The 18,321-nt window shown below is 37.7% G+C and carries 15 protein-coding genes; 2 read left to right on the top strand and 13 right to left on the bottom strand.

From position 1 onward, the window contains the following. Nucleotides 1–31: 31 nt before the first annotated feature. The 6 genes from yfcC to KFO35_RS08785 all read right to left on the bottom strand — a co-directional run bounded on the left by yfcC (nucleotide 32) and on the right by KFO35_RS08785 (nucleotide 8,852). Nucleotides 32–1,771 (bottom strand): putative basic amino acid antiporter YfcC, encoded by a 1,740-nt coding sequence (yfcC, locus tag KFO35_RS08810; protein ID WP_002291032.1) that lies wholly within the window; start codon nucleotides 1,769–1,771, stop codon nucleotides 32–34. Between the two features lie 772 nt (nucleotides 1,772–2,543). Then, entirely contained in the window at nucleotides 2,544–3,158 is a 615-nt protein-coding gene (locus tag KFO35_RS08805) for an SIS domain-containing protein (protein ID WP_025477328.1), read from the bottom strand. Nucleotides 3,159–3,764: 606 nt separating this feature from the next. Beyond that, nucleotides 3,765–4,142, bottom strand: a complete 378-nt coding sequence (locus KFO35_RS08800) for a hypothetical protein (protein ID WP_025477327.1) — start codon at nucleotides 4,140–4,142, stop codon at nucleotides 3,765–3,767. 300 nt (nucleotides 4,143–4,442) lie between these two features. Further along, nucleotides 4,443–5,324 (bottom strand): UTP--glucose-1-phosphate uridylyltransferase GalU, encoded by an 882-nt coding sequence (gene galU, locus KFO35_RS08795; RefSeq protein WP_002315776.1) that lies wholly within the window; start codon nucleotides 5,322–5,324, stop codon nucleotides 4,443–4,445. A 42-nt stretch (nucleotides 5,325–5,366) separates the two neighbouring features. Beyond that, nucleotides 5,367–6,386: an NAD(P)H-dependent glycerol-3-phosphate dehydrogenase gene (locus KFO35_RS08790; RefSeq protein ID WP_002291040.1), complete on the bottom strand. Its 1,020-nt coding sequence runs from the start codon at nucleotides 6,384–6,386 to the stop codon at nucleotides 5,367–5,369. 729 nt (nucleotides 6,387–7,115) lie between these two features. Then, nucleotides 7,116–8,852, bottom strand: coding sequence for a fibronectin type III domain-containing protein (locus tag KFO35_RS08785; protein ID WP_156271990.1), 1,737 nt, complete (start codon nucleotides 8,850–8,852; stop codon nucleotides 7,116–7,118). Between the two features lie 205 nt (nucleotides 8,853–9,057). Between KFO35_RS08785 and KFO35_RS08780 the strand changes: the two genes are divergently transcribed. Both KFO35_RS08780 and KFO35_RS08775 read left to right on the top strand, forming a co-directional pair. Then, nucleotides 9,058–9,942, top strand: coding sequence for an Rgg family transcriptional regulator (locus tag KFO35_RS08780; RefSeq protein WP_002291043.1), 885 nt, complete (start codon nucleotides 9,058–9,060; stop codon nucleotides 9,940–9,942). Nucleotides 9,943–10,073: 131 nt separating this feature from the next. Then, complete coding sequence (locus KFO35_RS08775; RefSeq protein ID WP_002315774.1) at nucleotides 10,074–10,718, top strand: lytic polysaccharide monooxygenase auxiliary activity family 9 protein; 645 nt, start codon at nucleotides 10,074–10,076, stop codon at nucleotides 10,716–10,718. 63 nt (nucleotides 10,719–10,781) lie between these two features. Here the strand turns inward: KFO35_RS08775 and KFO35_RS08770 are convergent, their stop codons facing one another. The 7 genes from KFO35_RS08770 to KFO35_RS08740 all read right to left on the bottom strand — a co-directional run bounded on the left by KFO35_RS08770 (nucleotide 10,782) and on the right by KFO35_RS08740 (nucleotide 18,224). Next, complete coding sequence (locus KFO35_RS08770) at nucleotides 10,782–11,786, bottom strand: SIS domain-containing protein (protein WP_002315773.1); 1,005 nt, start codon at nucleotides 11,784–11,786, stop codon at nucleotides 10,782–10,784. 12 nt (nucleotides 11,787–11,798) lie between these two features. Continuing rightward, nucleotides 11,799–12,848 carry an SIS domain-containing protein gene (locus KFO35_RS08765; protein ID WP_002315772.1) on the bottom strand — a complete coding sequence of 350 codons (1,050 nt, stop codon included), beginning with the start codon at nucleotides 12,846–12,848 and terminating at the stop codon, nucleotides 11,799–11,801. Nucleotides 12,849–12,864: 16 nt separating this feature from the next. Then, on the bottom strand, nucleotides 12,865–13,686 hold the full coding sequence (locus tag KFO35_RS08760) for a PTS system mannose/fructose/sorbose family transporter subunit IID (RefSeq protein WP_002315771.1): 822 nt from the start codon (nucleotides 13,684–13,686) through the stop codon (nucleotides 12,865–12,867). Beyond that, a complete protein-coding gene (locus KFO35_RS08755) occupies nucleotides 13,673–14,452 on the bottom strand; it encodes a PTS mannose/fructose/sorbose/N-acetylgalactosamine transporter subunit IIC (protein ID WP_002315770.1) in 780 nt (259 codons plus the stop codon). The genes KFO35_RS08760 and KFO35_RS08755 overlap by 14 nt, the downstream gene beginning before the upstream one ends. A 16-nt stretch (nucleotides 14,453–14,468) precedes the next feature. After that, a complete protein-coding gene (locus KFO35_RS08750) occupies nucleotides 14,469–14,939 on the bottom strand; it encodes a PTS sugar transporter subunit IIB (RefSeq protein ID WP_002287114.1) in 471 nt (156 codons plus the stop codon). A gap of 11 nt (nucleotides 14,940–14,950) precedes the next feature. Next, nucleotides 14,951–15,370, bottom strand: coding sequence for a PTS sugar transporter subunit IIA (locus KFO35_RS08745; protein ID WP_002315769.1), 420 nt, complete (start codon nucleotides 15,368–15,370; stop codon nucleotides 14,951–14,953). Nucleotides 15,371–15,449: 79 nt separating this feature from the next. Next, nucleotides 15,450–18,224, bottom strand: coding sequence for a sigma-54-dependent transcriptional regulator (locus KFO35_RS08740; protein WP_181728960.1), 2,775 nt, complete (start codon nucleotides 18,222–18,224; stop codon nucleotides 15,450–15,452). Nucleotides 18,225–18,321 lie beyond the last annotated feature (97 nt).

Genomic DNA, 18,321 nt, shown 5'->3' with positions numbered 1-18,321 from the left:
TTACTTTTTTTATTTACTTATATCTCCAGTACTACTGCAGACCGATCGCAATAGCAATCATGATGAAAATAGTTCCCAAAACAAACAGGAATCCTTGCATCTTGATTTGGAACCTTGCCCATTTTGCCCACTCGATCCGTGCAACACCTAACACACCAATCAAGCTAGCTGATACGGGCGTAAAAGCATCCATGAAACCAGAACCAAGCTGATAAGCAAGAACTGCTACTTGTCTGGATACACCGACTAAATCTGCCAATGGAGCCATAATCGGCATGGTCAAAGCTGCTTGTCCTGAATTTGATGTAACAACCAAGTTGAACAAACTTTGGAAGATATACATCGCCCAAGCGCCAATGACAGCTGGCACACCGGTCAATGCCGTCCCGATTCCATGCAAAATCGTATTCAAAGCTGAAGGAACAGACGCATCGGATCCACCTAAGACGAGAAGGATTCCTTTGGCCATCCCTACTACGATTGCTGTACCAGCTAAATCAGCTGCACCAGATTGGAAAGAAGAAGCGATGTCATTGACTTTCATTCCATCTAATTTGAAAAGAACAGCAATGATTCCGGCAACTAATCCCATCACAAAGAATTGAGAAGCGATTTCGGGGATGTAATAGCCTTTTTGAGTCACGCCCCAAACGATCCAAACAAGAACAGCTAACATCTCTACTAAAATCAGTTTATGCCCAAGCATGAATTTTTTATTTTCATCAGATGTCTTTTTGATATGAGAACGGAAATAATCATCTGATTTATAAGTCAACGAACTTTCCGGTTTTTTACGGATTTTTTCTGCATATATCATCATATAACCAGCTGCTAAGGCAGTAACAACTACCCACATAATCAATCGGAATGTCGCACCAGACAACACTGGGATTCCAGCAATCCCTTGAGCTACAGCTACGCTAAACGGACTCATCCAAGAGGTCGCATTTCCGACTTGAGATGCGACATAAGTCACGGTTACTGCTACGATCGAGTCATATCCTAAGGCAATGACGAATGGAACCATCACCATTGAGAATGGAATTACCTCTTCTGCCATCCCAAATGTAGCGCCCCCAAATGAAAAAGCAAAGAATAATAGCGGTAAAGCTAAACGCTCCAGTCCCTTCGTTTTACTGATAAACGCATAGATTCCTGCATCAATCGCTCCGGTACGCATAATAATACCAAAAGCACCTCCGACAACAAGGATCAATGCAGCAATCCCTACAGCAGATCCATATTTATCTCCAGATACTAGACCTTCAAAAACGAAATTTAAGAAGCCAAAGCCACCAAAATCGTCTGTTCCCCATATTTTGGCTGTTTTATGCAATTTTTTAGAAGTATCATAGATATTTTCGCCATACTCATCGTAAAGAACATCATCTGTTAAGGAAATTTCATCTAGTTTTTCTTGCGTAAGATTTTTTTCTCCGTCAGCAATGACTTTTTCCAATCCTTTTTCAGGAACATCCAGTTTTTCACGTTCTGCTGGATGATCTTGCAGTTCTTCTAATTGATCAAATACATACGATTTATCCAGCTCGTAAGCATAACGGAAGGAATCTTGGCGTAAAACAGTACGAGTACTTGTTTCGCCATTCGCATCTTTATATTCAATGTCTTGCGTGCTGAACTTTCCTGCTGGTACGACAAAAGTCAGTATCCATGCAAAGATGACTACACCAAAAATAATGACATACGTATGGGGTGTCGATAATTTAGTGAAGTCACGTTTCGGTTTTCCTGAAGAATTTGTTTTCTTCAAATTTATTTCTTCCTTTCTTTTCTCAGTAATTTTGATGAATAAAAAATGGATAATCAAATGAATTATACAGTAAAAATGTCAATTCCACATGAATAATTTATTAGAAAATCACTTTTTTCTATTTTGCTTTTTTTCTCATATGTATGACTATTTTTTTCTTTTTCCATTTATATTGAGTATTTTATTTCTCTGTTTTTCCTTAAAATTCTTTTTTTATTTTTAGATTAGCGGAAATCCCGTCCTGATTTTTTCATTTTATAATCGTGAATAAATTGTATTTCATTGCAAAAAAGCAAAAAATAATAATAAATATTCATCTCATATCTTTCATTTTTTGTATATTTTCTTTCTATTAGAAAAAGGAATCTTCTTCGACAATTTTGTTATATCAGGTAAACTTCATTGCAATAATGATAACAAATGTACTATAATTACATTGTAAAGAGTTTTGGGGAAGACTCTTTCATCAACGTGTATTAAGAGGCAAGAAAGGATCCATGCGGATTCTTTCTTGTCTCTTTTTCCGCTATTTTTTTTCTATCTAGCATTGCATATTTTTGTAGCTCTTTTCTTCTCATTGTGAAACAACTTATAAAAATAACGCACCTTCAAAAAAAAAGGCTGACCTCTAGATCTAAACAAACTTAAAATAACATAAAATAAAAAATGATTATTACTGATTTTCTTTAAAAATCGTTTTCTTTGTTTCAAACATTCCATATTTACGTGGAACACCGTTTTTTTAATGAAACTTTGGTCATTATGTGGAAAACTATTTTCCTCTTGGTTCCTGAACTAGCTGTTTTGCTGTAAAATACAATACTTGTTGAAGCAAAAAAATCGTTGCAAGAGAGGCTGTTCCACAGATTGCTGGATCTAAATTCGGCAAAGTCAAGACTGCATCATGCAGATTGGCATGGTTATCCAAAACTAAATCAGCAAATTCAAATAATCTCAAACCACTGCTATGCTGGGACTTGATGCTTCGTGACAAATCAAATCCAGTAACAATGATCAAAGGATGTCCATTTTCTTTGATCCATTGAGCCAACTCAACGATTGCTGGATTTCTTCCTTCATTCGAAAGAAGTAGAAAAATGTCTTCTGGTTTGACAGAAAGCTCATCAATAATCGCTTGTCCTGCCCCTTCTAGCGTTTCATAGACACCTCCGGCTGGGTTTTCAATCAATATACTTGGCACAAGGTCCGGTGTTTGATCCCAAAATTCAAATGCTACACCACTTAGTGTGCGGCTAGCATATATCTGCAATTTGCCGCCTTGATTGATTTGTTTCGCAATCCAAGTTCCTGCTTGAACCATCAACGGCTCTTCTATCCTTAATTTCTCTTCCAATTGGTAATAATAGTCAAAATAACATAAACTCATTTTTCTCTCCCGCCTAGCTATACTTGACATGAATAGAAACAGCTGCCTAATCTAAGGAAATACATAAAAAACAGAAGATAAACAGTAATACATGCGGTCTTTGCTGTTTCAAACGCAAAAAAGGTATTGAACGAATACGCCCAATACCTTGACATAGCAAATAAAACAACGTGCAGACCATAGAAAATCTCTACATAGGGGTAGAATTTTCCCCTTAGATTAGGTACAATAAATAAGGTCGATGCACTGCATTGACTATGGCAAAATGATCGGTCAGGGTGTATGAGTGTGACTGGTCATTCCCTGATTCTTAGCGCCAACTAAGGGTCAGGGAGCCTTTTTTTATTCAGCTGTTTCTATCTGAACTCATTGTAAGTAATCTCTTATTCAAGTGCAAGTACGAAAACACAAAAAAACATTGGTATGATTTTTTTACAAATAAATAACATAAAAAAAAGGAATGGCTTGTCCTTATGTAGCAAGCATTCCTTTTTGAAAAGATTCTTTTAAATAAGTGAAAAAAGTTTTTTCTCACCAATTAAATAAATCTCTCAACTCAATATTTTGTCCATTATTTTATCTTTTTTTGCGTATACATACTAAATATTACCGTCTTCTTCTCGCTCTTCTGCTTTGTTCTAGAGAATCTGTACTAGAAAAAGTAGTGGCATGTCTACCCTTTCTTCCGATCCGAGACTTTCTTTTCCTATAAGGAATATAAATGAGCAGATACAATACAGCAAAAAATAAGGCAAATATGCAAGCTTCCCAACTACCTAACGCCAGTTCGATCATCAAGCTAGCAACTGCAATAGACGCTGCATACCAGATAAAAATTAGGAATCTTTCTTTTTTTCTGACCATTTTGAACATGATAAATAGACTAATGAGCAATAGTGGTAACACAAATACCCAATTATTTCCTTCCATCAGCCACTTGAGTATATCAAGTAGCGACTGCGCAATAGCGACTAATTTTCCCATAGTGGACACACACCTTTTTTATAATTAAAAAAATTCGCCTTTTTATTCTACTATGAATCTTCTGGATTGGCTTTCATTTCTCTTATGTAATCATTTTCTTTTATGCAACTTAAAAAAAAATTAAACCATTAGCAGAAAATTTCCTAAATATATTCACGAAAGTCTTTTTCTATCTTTCATTTTTCCTCGTCTTCATTCACTTAGCGTCAAAAAATAAAAACGACAGTTGCGCAAATGACGCACAAGCTGCCGCTTTAATACCCATTTGATTTTTATTCTCAGCAGGTCACTTATTTCCAGTTAATTTCCTGTTCTTAGCTCTTTGCTCAACTGGATAATATATGCGCTTAACGATGCGCCGATTTCCGGATGATGAAGTCCATATTCAATATTTGTCTTCATATATCCTAGCTTATCGCCTACGTCATATCTTTTTCCTTTAAATTCTCTCGCATAGACCGCTTCTGTTTGGTTAAGGGTCTGGAGCGCATCCGTTAGTTGTATCTCGTTCCCTGCTCCTGGTTCTTGAGTTGCTAATATCTCAAATATTTTGGGAGTCAGGAGATAACGTCCGATAATGGCTAAATTGCTTGGTGCTTTTCCAAGTTCAGGTTTTTCTACAAAACCATTTACTCTGCAACGTCCCTTTTCGTTATCCGTTTTAGGATCAATAATTCCATATTTAGAGGTTTCATTTTCTGGTACACGCATGACGGCAACAGCAGAAGATTGTGTTTCTTCATAATCCATCATCAATTGTTGAGTCAGTGGGATATCATCTTTCATCAAATCATCCCCGAGCATGACAACAAATGGTTCATTCCCTATGAATGCTTTTGCTTGAAGCACGGCATCCCCCAGTCCTCTTGGATGAGATTGACGGATGAAGTGAAGATTGACATGAGTCGTTTCTTCAACTAAAGCGAGTAGTTCTGTTTTTTCCTTTTCCCGCAAATTGTTTTCCAATTCGATATTTGCATCAAAATGATCTTCGATGGGTCTCTTTTCTTTTCCCGTTACGATCAAGATATCTTCGATTCCCGAATCCAATGCTTCTTCCACAATAAATTGGATCGTTGGCTTATCCACGATTGGAAGCATTTCTTTTGCCATGGCTTTTGTTGCCGGCAAAAAACGTGTTCCTAGCCCAGCGGCAGGAATAACTGCTTTTTTGACCTTCACTTACTGTTCCTCCTAAACGACGCTTACCTGTTAATCATCTATTTAACGAAGAGAAAATTCATTCTCCATTTTTCCGTCACGTAGCATGATTTCTTTTGCTGCTTTTTTAATATCTTCTCCATTATACAAAACATTATAGATGGTTTGAGTAATTGGCATCTCAACCCCTAGCTGTTGTGCTAGCTCGACTGCTGCTTTTGTCGTTGCCACACCTTCAACGACCATTCCCATGTTTTCCAAAACTTCTTCCAGTTTATGCCCCTGTCCTAGTAAGTTACCGGCGCGCCAATTACGGGAATGAACACTTGTACAAGTAACAATCAAGTCCCCAACACCGCTCAAACCGATAAACGTCAGCGGATTGGCACCCATTGCTACACCAAGACGACTAATTTCTGCTAATCCGCGAGTCATGATGGCCGCTTTTGCATCGTCTCCGAACCCTAGCCCATGGATAGCACCGGCACCAATAGCAATGATATTTTTTAATGCTGCGCCAGTTTCTACACCAATCACATCATTATTTGTATAAATCCTGAAATAATCATTCATGAATAATTCTTGTACATAAGCAGCTGCTTTTTGATCGATACTTGCAGCTGTAATCGTTGTAATATCATGAACTGCTACTTCTTCCGCATGACTAGGGCCAGATAATACGACGATTGCCTGTCGTTTTTCTTCTGGAATCTCTTCAGCCAAAACTTCTGAGATCCGTTTATGCGTATCTTGTTCTAGGCCTTTACTTGCATGGATAATGACGGGCTTAGTATTCATTTTACCAATAAGTTCCTGGGCGACTGAACGGATCGCTTTTGTCGGAACGACAAACAAAATAGCATCTGCGTCATCCACTGCTTCTGCCAATTCTTTATATCCGATAATCGATTCTGGGATCGTCAAATCGGGTAAAAAATGTTGATTTGTATGATACGTATTGATTTCGTCAATCTGTTCAGGTACATTTCCCCAAATCCGGACATCATGCCCGTTTTCTGCCAATGTCTGTGCTAAAGCAGTGCCCCATGATCCAGGACCAAGAACTGCGATTTTTTGTTTCATGGATATTCCTCCAAATAAATAATTGATAATTTCCATTATAGTATACATTTCTTAAAGTTTGGACTAATTTCCATTGTTTTTAAGTGTTTGTTTAATTCTTTTATCGACTTTCACTTGAAATAATCTATTAAATGTTGCAATAGCGTACATTTTAATTTTTTTCTTTTTACACTTGTTATACTTTATTTGTCACTAAGAGAAAGGAGGTTTGACTATGTTTCCATTACCATTACCATTGGGAGGCTGGGAAGTTTCTCCTAACAACCCTTAATTGAAGCTACATACAAGAAGAGGCTGGGACAGAAGCGTTTAACTCCAAGAAGTAAGAAGGAATTCACGAAAATTGCTTTTCAAATTTTTGTGAATTTCAGCTTATTTCCGAAGGAGTTGCTGCTGCTTCCGCCGGTTATACGTGTTTAGAGCGTGAGACAAAAGTGTTCTTTACTTTTGTCCCACGCTCTTTGCTTAAATCAATACATGGTAGAAATTTTGATAAAAGTCGTATCCTCCTTATTCCGAGTAAATGATGTGACACGCAGTTATACATCAGGCTTATTATCTCTTGATACACAGTGTTCAATCAGCTCACCCTCAATATTAGATTAAAAAACGGCAAAATATGAAAAACTATTTTGCCGTTTTGTTTCTGTAATACTTAGGTCAAAGTATTGATTTCACAACCGCTTGATAAACGGTGTTACAGAAGTAGCTTCTATCACGACCTCATCATCAACTTATTTTTTGCCATAAAGAGAAGGCCGTATCTGGTGCCCAATGTGCGGCTGCAATATGCGCTTGCAAGCAACGATATTGAATACCATTATATGTGACTATGTCTCCTGCTTGATAAAAAGTACCGACTGTCCAAGAATTTCCTTGGCCGTTCTCGTCTAGGGTTCTTGCTGTGACAGACTGGCTTAGTAAAGAAACACCTGTCCGATTGACTGCACGAACTTGATAGCGATACGCAGTAGAAGCTGTTAAATTTTGATCTTCAAATACAGCGGTTTGTGAGGTAGCGATCTTCTTGCCATCTCTGTATATTTCATAATAAAGTACTTCTTCCAATAAGCTATTTTCTTGCCATACCAAACGAACTGTTGATTGTGTCACATGGTTGATGCTCAACCCGTTTGGAATAGAAGGTGCTGGTAAAGCTGTTGCTTCTTGCGTACGGATATTCAATCTATCGGAACGTGCAGAAATATTTCCTGATGGATCGACCGCTTCAATCGTATAAGAATAAGTCGTTTCTGGTTGTAAACCTGTATGTATATAATTCGTAGTGTTGCTTGTTCCTACTAATCGATTGTTTTCATAAATATTATAATGTGACACACGAACGTTATCCGTTGACGCAGTCCAAGACAATGTGACTGTCGTACTTGTTGCTGTTCCTCGAAAATTGGTCGGTTTAGAAGGTTTCTCTGTATCTGGTTCTTGTTCCGTAAACAGATTTTGATAAGCTTTCGCAAATGATTCATTATAAGAAATGCCAGATGAGTTTACCCCTTCGTCCCAGTTCACGCTCCAAGTCATCAAACCTTTTAAAGGTGTACGTTCTTTTTCCATTTGTTCGAATACTTGATAAACAACGGATGGATCTTGCACATAACCGTTGGCTGCCGCATCGTTATTTGCTGGAATCCCCAAAGCCAGACGATCTGCTGGTATCCGAATGTATCCACTCTCTCCGTTATGCAAGGCTTTTGACATACCATATAAGAAATCATATTTTCGACTGTCATTGTTCTGAGCAATCCATTCGTCTCCCACGCTTAATCCGTCGCCCGCCTGATTATATAGTTGTGGTGCAATAAAATCATACTCATTTTCTAATGCAGTGATATAAGGTACATAGCCTCCCGCTGTTCTCAAATAAGGGAATTCAGGTGCCATAGAAATAATAAAGTGTTTTCCTTGCTTTTTATAATGATCTCGTACGATTTTCAACGCTTCTGGGATCACTTGCTGGTTATCTCCTGCCGTAATGGCGCTTTGTTCTAAATCAATGTCTAAACCATCAAAACCATAAGTTTCTACCAACCGAATCACTTCATCTGCAAATGCTTGTTCTTGTCCTCTGTGCAATTCGATATGGGAATCAGCTCCGCCTAAAGAAATGATAACTGATCGTCCTTCTTCATTCAGGGCAGCCACTTTGCTTCTGAATTCTTCATCACTCATATTAAATGGCTTAAATGTAGGGATTCCTTCGCCTTTCATAAAAGATACTGCGATGACATTGTAAAACGGATTGATCTTTCCTAAGTCTGTCTCTGCTGGTTTCCCACCTCTATATCCCGCACCTTGCTCTGGTACCCAGTTATGATAATATCCAACAGCAATTTGCTTTTCTGAGATATCCGGCATCAATGCCGCGGAATCTTGTGCAGCATGTATAGTTTGTCCACCTCCAGCGAAACAGCCGATTGCTGCCAATGACAGCCAAAAAATTTTTTTCATTCATCATACCTCCTAGTATTTGGTAAATATATTTTATTTTAACAACATCTGTTTTTCATTTTTTGTATGTTATTACAACATAAATAAAAATTGCTTTTAAAGCATGAGCACTTTTTATCAAAAATAGTACATAATTGACATTTTCGTCCTTAGATAACAGCCTTGTGTTATCTTATATTCATAAAAACGTATGGAGGTAACTTACATGATAAAACATGCTTCTTTAATTCGAAAACTAAGAAAAGAACGTGGACTGACACAAGCTCAATTAACAGAGGGGCTTTCTCAGCGAGGGACATTAGCTGCTTTTGAATCTAGAGGAACAAAAATCAGTTTTGAATTGTTAGTGGATTACCTTGAACGGATGAATGTTACACTTGAAGAATATCAATTTTTGCTGAACAACAATACTCTCACAAGTAAACAAAAACTTTCTAATTACCTGATCACAACAAAATATTTAACAAAAGAGCAAGAGAATGAACTGCTAAAAGAATATAAAAAAACTGGGAATATTTATTATCGCCTGCTATATACGCAACGTATACTAATTGATCAATATCTGGGAAACCGAAAGCTCACTCGTTCGGAAACTTTGACAGAAGTTTCTATTATCAAAAAGTACTTGGAAGGTATCGATACATGGGGACACTATGAACTTTCTATTTTTTCCAATTGTTTATTCATATTCGATGACGAGTATATTTATCATTCTTTTCAGCGTAGTGTCACAAAAATGAAAGCATATGTCGATACTGCTCATTATTCCGAATTATTATCAAATTTTCTTTTGAACGGGATACATCTATCTTTTCATCGTTCTTCTGTTTTTCTTAGAAAACTATTTTTAGGAGAATGGAAAAAAGTAAGTGACCGTTATAAACATACGTTAGACTTAGCCCGTTACAAAGCATTCACTGCTTTAGCTCTATTAGCAGATGGCAATGAACGAGCACTAGAAGAAATTGACGAAGCAATCCATTTCTTTGAATGGCTAGGACTAGAGGAAGTGAAAGAAGAGATCATTGAATTGAGAGATTCTCTTTTGAAAAAAACTATACATAAAAATGATAAGGCTATTTATCAATAGTCATTCTTCTAGTTTTTTATTTTTGTTGTAATACCATACAAAAAAATAATATTTAAATAATACATTTTATACTATCTTACGAAAAGGAAACCTTTTCTTAAAATATTTTATCTAACTGGAGGAATCATCAAATGAAAAAAAGTACTTTATTGGGATTAGGAATGTTACTTGCTACAACAGGAATCGCCGCTTTGTCTTCTGTAGATGTCTCGGCTCATGGCTATGTTTCACAACCTATCAGCCGTGGCTATCAAGGTGCTCTAGATAGTAGGAATAATTGGCAAAGTGCTTTTGAAAAGTATGGTCGTATCATCAACGAACCACAATCTTTAGAGGCACCAAAAGGATTCCCTTCGGCTGGACCTGCAAATGGTCGGATTGCTTCTGCTAATGGTGCAGTAGGTGACTTTGTTTTGGATAAACAAACAGCTACGTTATGGACAAAAAACAACTTAACTACTGGGGCAAACCGATTCACTTGGCATTTCACAGCTGACCACGCAACGACGAAATGGCACTATTACATGACTAAAAATGGTTGGAATCCAAATGCCCCATTGAATAGAAATGACCTGGAATTCATTGGTGAAGTAAATAATGGTGGCAATTCGTCTATTACTAATCCGACTCATACAATCAATATTCCTAGCAATCGTCTGGGGTATCATGTCATTTTAGCAGTTTGGGATGTAGCTGATACAAATAACGCATTTTATAATGTAATCGATGTCAATGTTCAAAATCGTAATGCATTAACTGACTTGGAAAACAACTAAAAAATAAAGGGAGCAGTTGTCGCTGCTCTCTTTATTTTTTATATTCTTTTCATCCAATCGACCCTAATAATCAAACTGACGATAGTAGCGGCGTATCTCTAATGGATGACAATTCAGCTGTTCGACATGTGCATCGATACGCTGTGTCACTGCATGCATCAATAAGAAAGACAACACACGTCCGCGATATTTTTCGCCGATACCTTCTACTGGATAGTCTTTTGTATCTATCAATGTATAATTACTACAAATTTTTGGCAAAAGTTTAGCTACACGTTCAGATAACACTCTCTGTTCATCTTCGCCTAAAAATAAAGTGACTGGGGTCGTTTCTTCAACGATCTCTAACGTCCCGTGAAGAAACTCGGCAGCATGGATAGATTTCGATGGAAGCCAGCTTTGTTCTTCCCAATAACACATGGCATATGAATAAACAGCTCCCCATTGATTCCCTGCTCCGATAAAATAATGCATGCTATCACGTCGATGTTTTTCTGCAAATGATAAGCCAAATGCATCTGCTTTTTTCTCTGCTTCTACTAACCCTGTTGGTAAATAACGTTCGAGCTGTTCATAGTACTCTGAGTAATCTTCGAATTCCCCATGCAAATACATCAATCGATCTGCTACCATAAAAAATTTGATTTGTTCTGTTCCGGGAGCTGGATAAGTAACCACAAAATCGCATAGTTGAGACAACTTACTCTCCGCTTTATCGATAAATCCAATCAGTGTCGCTCCTACTTTCTTGATTTCTTCTACTGCTTTCACTACTTCTTGGGTTGTCCCAGTAACAGAGGACACGACAACGATAGAATCTTTTGTTAATCTTTTGTTCCCAGTAGTGTAATATTCTGCAGCATGCTGTACAAAGACAGGCAAGTTGCTTTTCCCATTCATATAAGTGACAGCTTGCATCGAAGAAGCATACGTTCCACCAATTCCTAAATAATAGACAGCATCGAATTTTTCCGTATAAAGTTTATCGATGATTTTTTCTACTTGCGGACGTAAAGCTAGTGCACCTTTTATTGCTTTGATTTGTTCTTCTTCATTGAACTTCAACATGATTTACACCTCTTATAATTTACTTTTCAAGACTGTATCAAAGTCTTCAAAGATCTTTTTGTTCAAGTCGATTCCTTTAGCTGCTGCGATTTTATAAGCGAATAGTTGAAATGGAACGACAAGTGCTAATATAGACAGATATTCATCACATTCTATTGCTAATCCAAGTGTTTTCTCGTCTCTTGCTTTTTTTGTGGTAATTGTGAGAGCCTCTCCAACATACTGACTCATATATCTCCGCAACTTTTGTGAACGTTCCTTATTTTCATTGTCCCCTTCAATAAAGAACAGCAAATGGGAAGCATCAGCCTCTAGATATGGGCCATGCATGTAAGCTTCTAACTCAAATCCTTGTGACGGGACACGGATTGTTTCCGTCAATTTCGTTTCTGCTTCTTTCGCTGTTCCCCAGTTTGGACCATAGCCAATAGTGATGAAGCGTTGTGTTAAACGAAACAAACTTTGATGCTCATCAAAAAATTCTTCCGTTTTTTGAATAATCACTGGTAAATGATCGATTATTTTTTGTAACTGTTGCATGTAGTTTTGTTCTATTTCTTTGCTGATATTATTTTTACTTATCCCAATTCCTAGCCCTAAGAGTAGTAACTGTAAGACAGTAGCAGAATAGCCTTTTGTAACGAAGCCAACTGTTTCTATCCCAGCACCTAAATCAATAATCTGTGTAGCTTCTAAAGCAAGTGGACTTTGTACGTCATTTGTGACAGCAATAATCGGTATTTCTTGTTTTTGGATCATTTTTACTGCTTCAACAGTAGAAGCACTTTTCCCACTTTGTGACACAGCAATCACAGTATCGATTGATGGAGAAAGTTTTCCATAATGAGCAAAATGAAAAGGTTCTTGAATATCGACAGTTAGCTTGCCATAAGATTCCAATGCCGGCTTCGCTGCTAAACAAGCGTTGTAAGAAGAACCCGTTGCTAGCATCAGCAGATTCGTTGTTTTTTTCATTTGTTTTCTTGTCGAAAAATCATTCTTTTTCAAGATCGTACTTAGTACTTCCTTTTCTTCATAAATATAATCTTGCATCGTAACCATTTTCTCTGCTCCTTTTCTAAAAAATCCCTATCCACGAACCAAAAATCCCAAAGAAAGCTAATCCGATCAAAATCGTCAATGGTTTTACTTCTTTTTTCAATAGATAAAACACTACACCAAATGCACCCAGACATAAGATATTTGGGACAATATCATCAAAAATACTTTGAACAGTCACAGCATTTTCTCCTGAACCGATTTTTAAAGGAATATTGATGGTAATCATCGTGGCAGTCATTGCTCCGACGACCATCAACCCAATGATAGACGCGCCTAATGTCAAACTTTCCATCATCCCGTTTGCCTGAATCTTTTTCAAAAAACCCGTTCCTAAGCGATAACCCCAACCTGTTGCTAGATAGCGGAACAGAATGTGCGGAATATTGAAAATCAAAATGAACAAGATAGGTCCTAAAATATTTCCTTGCATAGCTAAAGAGGTGCCCACACCTGTGGTAATCAATCGTAAAGTTCCCCAAAAGAAAGAATCCCCTAGCCCTGCAAGTGGTCCCATCAAAGATGTTTTGATACTGTCGATCGTGGTCACATCAAATTCAGGATCATCCTTATTTTCTTCCTCCATTGCAGCCGTGATCCCTAAAATCAATGTAACGATATGTGGGGTCGTGTTGAAAAACTCTAGATGCCGTTTCAAAGCTGCTGCCATTTCTTCTTTTGACTGATATAACTTTTTCAAAATCGGAATCATTGCGTAAACATAAGCCATATTCATCTGTCGTTCATAGTTCCAAGAAAACTCCATTTGAAAAGAACGCCAGAATACATGATTCAGTTCTTTTTTCGTTATTTTGCTGTTTTTACTCTCAGAATTCTTCATCTTCTTCGACCTCCCCTGCAGTGGTTTGAAGTGGCAGTTGACGGACATTCATGATATTGACTACCACAACGGCTAAAATTGCACCAAAAATAGCTACTCCGGTCACAGGAATCTCTAGGTAAGAAGCTATAGCAAAACCTAAGAAAAAGTATGGTGCAACTTGTTTATTAATCAGCAAGCGAGCGAGCATCGCGAAACCAAGAGCTGGAATCAACCCTGTTGCTACTGATAAGCCATTCTGAACGAAGTCAGGAATCTTATTGAGTAGATTTCCGATCGTATTGCTTCCCACCATATACGAAACCATTACCACAACACCAAGCATCAAGGAAAGACCGAAACCGGCAAGCAAGTGCATATGCTCGACTCCTTTATAGTTTCCTTCTTCTGCATAACTGTCCGCTTTATGGTTCATAATTGGAATCAAAAGACCTAAGTAAATATTTTTCAATATCAATGTCAACGTAGCAATTGGTAAACCTAGTAAAAGTGCCGTTTCCGTACCAGCTCCAGCTGTGATAGCAAAAGCCGTGCCTAGAATTCCTCCGGTCACCACATCAGGGGGGATCGAAGCACCTACTGAGAATGATCCGATAAATGCTAACTCCAAAGTGGCACCCATGACGATCCCAGTTTTTACATCACCCAACACGATTCCTGTAAACAGTCCCGTCACAATTGGACGAGAAAGCAGTGATGTCCCTAATGCATATTCTGATTGTGCGATAAATGCAACGATACCTAATAAGACTGCTTGTACAATCATTGAGTTTCTTCCTTTCTTACAAAACTTCCCTTACGTCCACTTTTTTATCTGCCGGTACTTGACGGATCTCCACTTCTATTTGTTTGTCAATCAATCTTTTCAATCGTTCCTCCTCTTCTGGTAAAATATTCACCGCTTTTCCAATACTGCGAGTACCAGGTTTCGCCTTGATCCCTCCTAAGTTGATGGTTTTGATTTCTGGATACGCTTCTGCCAGCTTATATGCGTCCTCGATTGATTCCACTACGATGAATAGCTTATATTTATCTGTCACACCGCTTTTCAATGCGGCAATCGAGTCATCAATGGATTTGATTACTAGTTTGACTCCTTGCGGCTTGGCTAATTTGATTGTTGTCTTTCGTATCTCATTAGTAGGCACATCATCATTGGCAATCAAAATACAATCTGCGCCTATTGTTTGTGTCCAAGAAAAAGCGACTTGTCCGTGTAATAACCGATGGTCAACTCTTGTCAATACAATCATTCTTCTTCCTCCTAAAATTCGTCTTCTTCTATTTTTTGATTGATCCGTTCGTTACAAAACTGGATCATTTTTTTTGAATCAGTTAGCACCTGCTGGATCAAAACAGTTGTCTCTACTTCAGCGTCCAACCGAGATACTAGCTCAATCAAGAGTGGCAAATTCAATCCGGCAACAAGATAGACATGATTCTGATTGATATATTGTAAGAATTCATTGTTGACACTTCCGCCAAAAAGATCCGTCAGAACAATGATTTCTTTATCTTTGTACCTCATAAACAGCTGACTTACTGATTCCGTTAAATCAAAATTCTCATCAGTATAGCAGTCCAATGCAGTAATAGAATGATTTTTCCCATAGATTAGCTCTAATGAATCTAGTATCCCTGAAGCAAATTTCCCATGGGAAGCTAAGATAATTTCTCTGTCCACTTTTTCATCTCCTCTTTTTACTTACACATACTAAAAAGCAAGTTGCGTGCCAAAGTTAGTGGCCGCAACTTGCTTATGTTCAAAATTCTTCTATCGAGAGTAACTCTGTACTTTCACTCAAAATATCACAGATATAGGCAATCTCAGAATGAGGGATCATGACACTATAATGCTCTTCAATGACACTAAACGCAGATTTAATAGCAGATACCTCTTCTTTTTGACACTGTTCCCATTTCTCTAATCCTTGATAGGTTTCAATTGGCATTTGTCGGATCAAACGTTCGATTAGACAGCTCACATGGACATATAACGCTAGTTTTTTAGGATTACTGATTCTTCGATTCAACTGCACCTCTAATTCTCGCATAAAATGATCGATTTCCTCCATCACCTTTTCTGTATCTAGAATAGTCACAGAGTCCAGTACTTTCTCCAATGAAAAATTGCGAATGATGTTCTGGTTGAATGTTTCCTTATCTGAAACATTCATAGCAGAATCCAACCATTCTGCTAGTACAGACATCTTCTCTCCTGAGATGAGGTCTTCTAATGAAAGATAGTCGATATCGGTGATAGCAGGATCTGCGGTACCTATGATCCCTACGATTTCGTATATGGAAAACAATGGTTCACTGTTTTTCTTATCTTTTAATCGCTGATATTCATATGGGATGATTTTCAACTGACAAGTCGTAGGCAAACTTTTCTCTAGCAGTTCACTTAGGTGAGCCGCCGTGCCGATTCCAGTGAAGCAGGTAGTAATGAGTGCTTTGGGTTTATTTTCTTGTGGATAGAGGAGCCGCCATTCTGGTTGGATTTGACGAACGGCCTCTTCTGCTATTTCTTCTAAAGCTGCATTTTTTTTCAAGCATTCCCCTACTGTGATGGCTAAAGGTGTCGTCACATTATTCAAAATCAAAAGTGGTACAGATAATTGTTTTTTAAAAAACTGATGGATTTCTTTCAGAGATCCCATATCTACTAATATGATCAACCCATTTGAAACATCGCTGTTTTCGCAATAATCCACGATTTCTGCAGCAATCTGCTGTGGTGTGACATCTAGCGGCATATCAAATGATTCAAATAGATCTTCTTGTAATAAACGATTGACCACATTTGCCATACTGCTGGCAGTTGCATAACCGTGCGCAGCAATCATTGCTTTTGGCAGTTGTTTTTCTTTTGACCATTTTGCTTTTTTTAGATAGATCGTCAGTAAAATCCGATCCATACTAGTGACTTCAATATCTAATTTAATCTTACTCAGTTCCAAGATTCGCTGGACATAATGATAACTAGATGGATAAGATTGAGAAACCTGTTTTTCTAATTCTTTGATTAGTTGGATAATCGCATGTTCTTCCGGTAACCATTTGACAGTGCTTCGCTGATAAAGATAGTAACTCAAGGCATAGACACTGTTTCCATCGAACTTGATTTGATAGGCAGACTCCATTTGTCGAAAGGTCTCACGGATAGATTGAGTCCAATAAACCAACAGCTCGTGTTTTTCTTGTCTACTGGTCTCAAATAGCAAAAAATCAAATAATTGGATCACTTCTTGTTTTAGTTTTCCTTCGCAAGAATATAGAAGACACTTATTTTTTTTGAAATCAAGCAGGATTTGCTCAAAACTTTTAACGATTCGTTGCTGTTCTGGTTGTTGCTTTTCCATCAATTGTTCTAAGGTCTGGTCTTGCGTGATATAGATTCCTTGCTGTGCTGTATTTTTGGTAATGGGCTCAGCGAGTAGTTCTTTTTGCAAATGATGGATGGTGACATGAATCTCCGACTGTTCACGTTGTTCAGCATACGCTTTTGCTGCTGAAACTTTGACAATATTTTTCAGCTCTCCTATGTTTCCAGATAATTTTTGACCTGCTAGAAGTGACAAAACTGGGCCACTGACTGACAAAGGGCTCCCCATTTTTCTTTGTTCCTCGATAAAAAAAGAGTAAACCAGTTCTAGCCGTTCATTTCGACTACGCTGATTGAGTGCAGGTAGTTCGATTCGGATAGGTATTCTTCGAATGAAAGTGGTTAAGAAATGACTAGTGGCCTCTTCTGTTGTGGCAAAAAAAAGACGTGTTTTGATCCGCCGTGACAAATTAGGTTCTCCCATACGATAAATCACACCTTGATCAAGATAGGTGAATAGTTTTTCCTGCCCTTCTGGTGTTAAGCGATGTACCTCGTCTAAAAACAAGATTCCACCATCTGCTGCTTCGAAAGCCCCTTTTTTATTTTCTTCTGCTCCAGTGTAAGCTCCTTTGACGTGACCAAACAAATTGCTAGTCAACAGTTCAGGATTATCTGCATATTGTGCACAATTGAAAGTGATGAATGGTGCAGAGTCCTCTAGTAAATCATGAAGCAGACAATACTGATAGACTAAATGGACTAAATAACTTTTACCTGTGCCGCTTTCACCTGTAATCAAAAGTGGCAGTCCGCCATCTGGATAGTAAAGAGCTGTTTTGATTTGTTCGATACTTTCTTTCAAACTGGCGTCGTGTCCGATCATAAAAGAGAATAAATCTTTTGGTTGTGCGAAAAAAGGCTGTTCTTCTTTAAGATCATTGATAGAAAAATAAAAATTCGTACGTAACTTAAAAAATTGTTTTTCAAAAGCTTCTTTGTGGAAATAAACCACTGGACGAGAATTGATTTTGACTAGTAGTTTCTCCTCATTCAACTGGTTCAAATAATGACTGACTGTGTTTCTTTTTACCCCAAAATGTTCAGCCAATCTTTTTGCTGTAAAGACCTCGTTCATATGGTTGAGATCGAAAAAGGCTGTCTGGTTCTCTAAGTAGCATAAAATTTCGTGTTTTAACAACTTATCCACCCCTATTCCATCATAGAAAACGGATTCATTTTGTCAATAAAATCTTTAATAAAGGGTTGAAAAATATGTCTTGTTATAGACAGCAGCTCACTTATCC

The organism is Enterococcus lactis, from assembly GCF_015751045.1.
GTDB classification, from domain to species: Bacteria; Bacillota; Bacilli; order Lactobacillales; family Enterococcaceae; genus Enterococcus_B; species Enterococcus_B lactis.
Note: the sequence above shows the minus strand (reverse complement) of the source record. Positions and strands in the feature narration are given on the sequence as shown.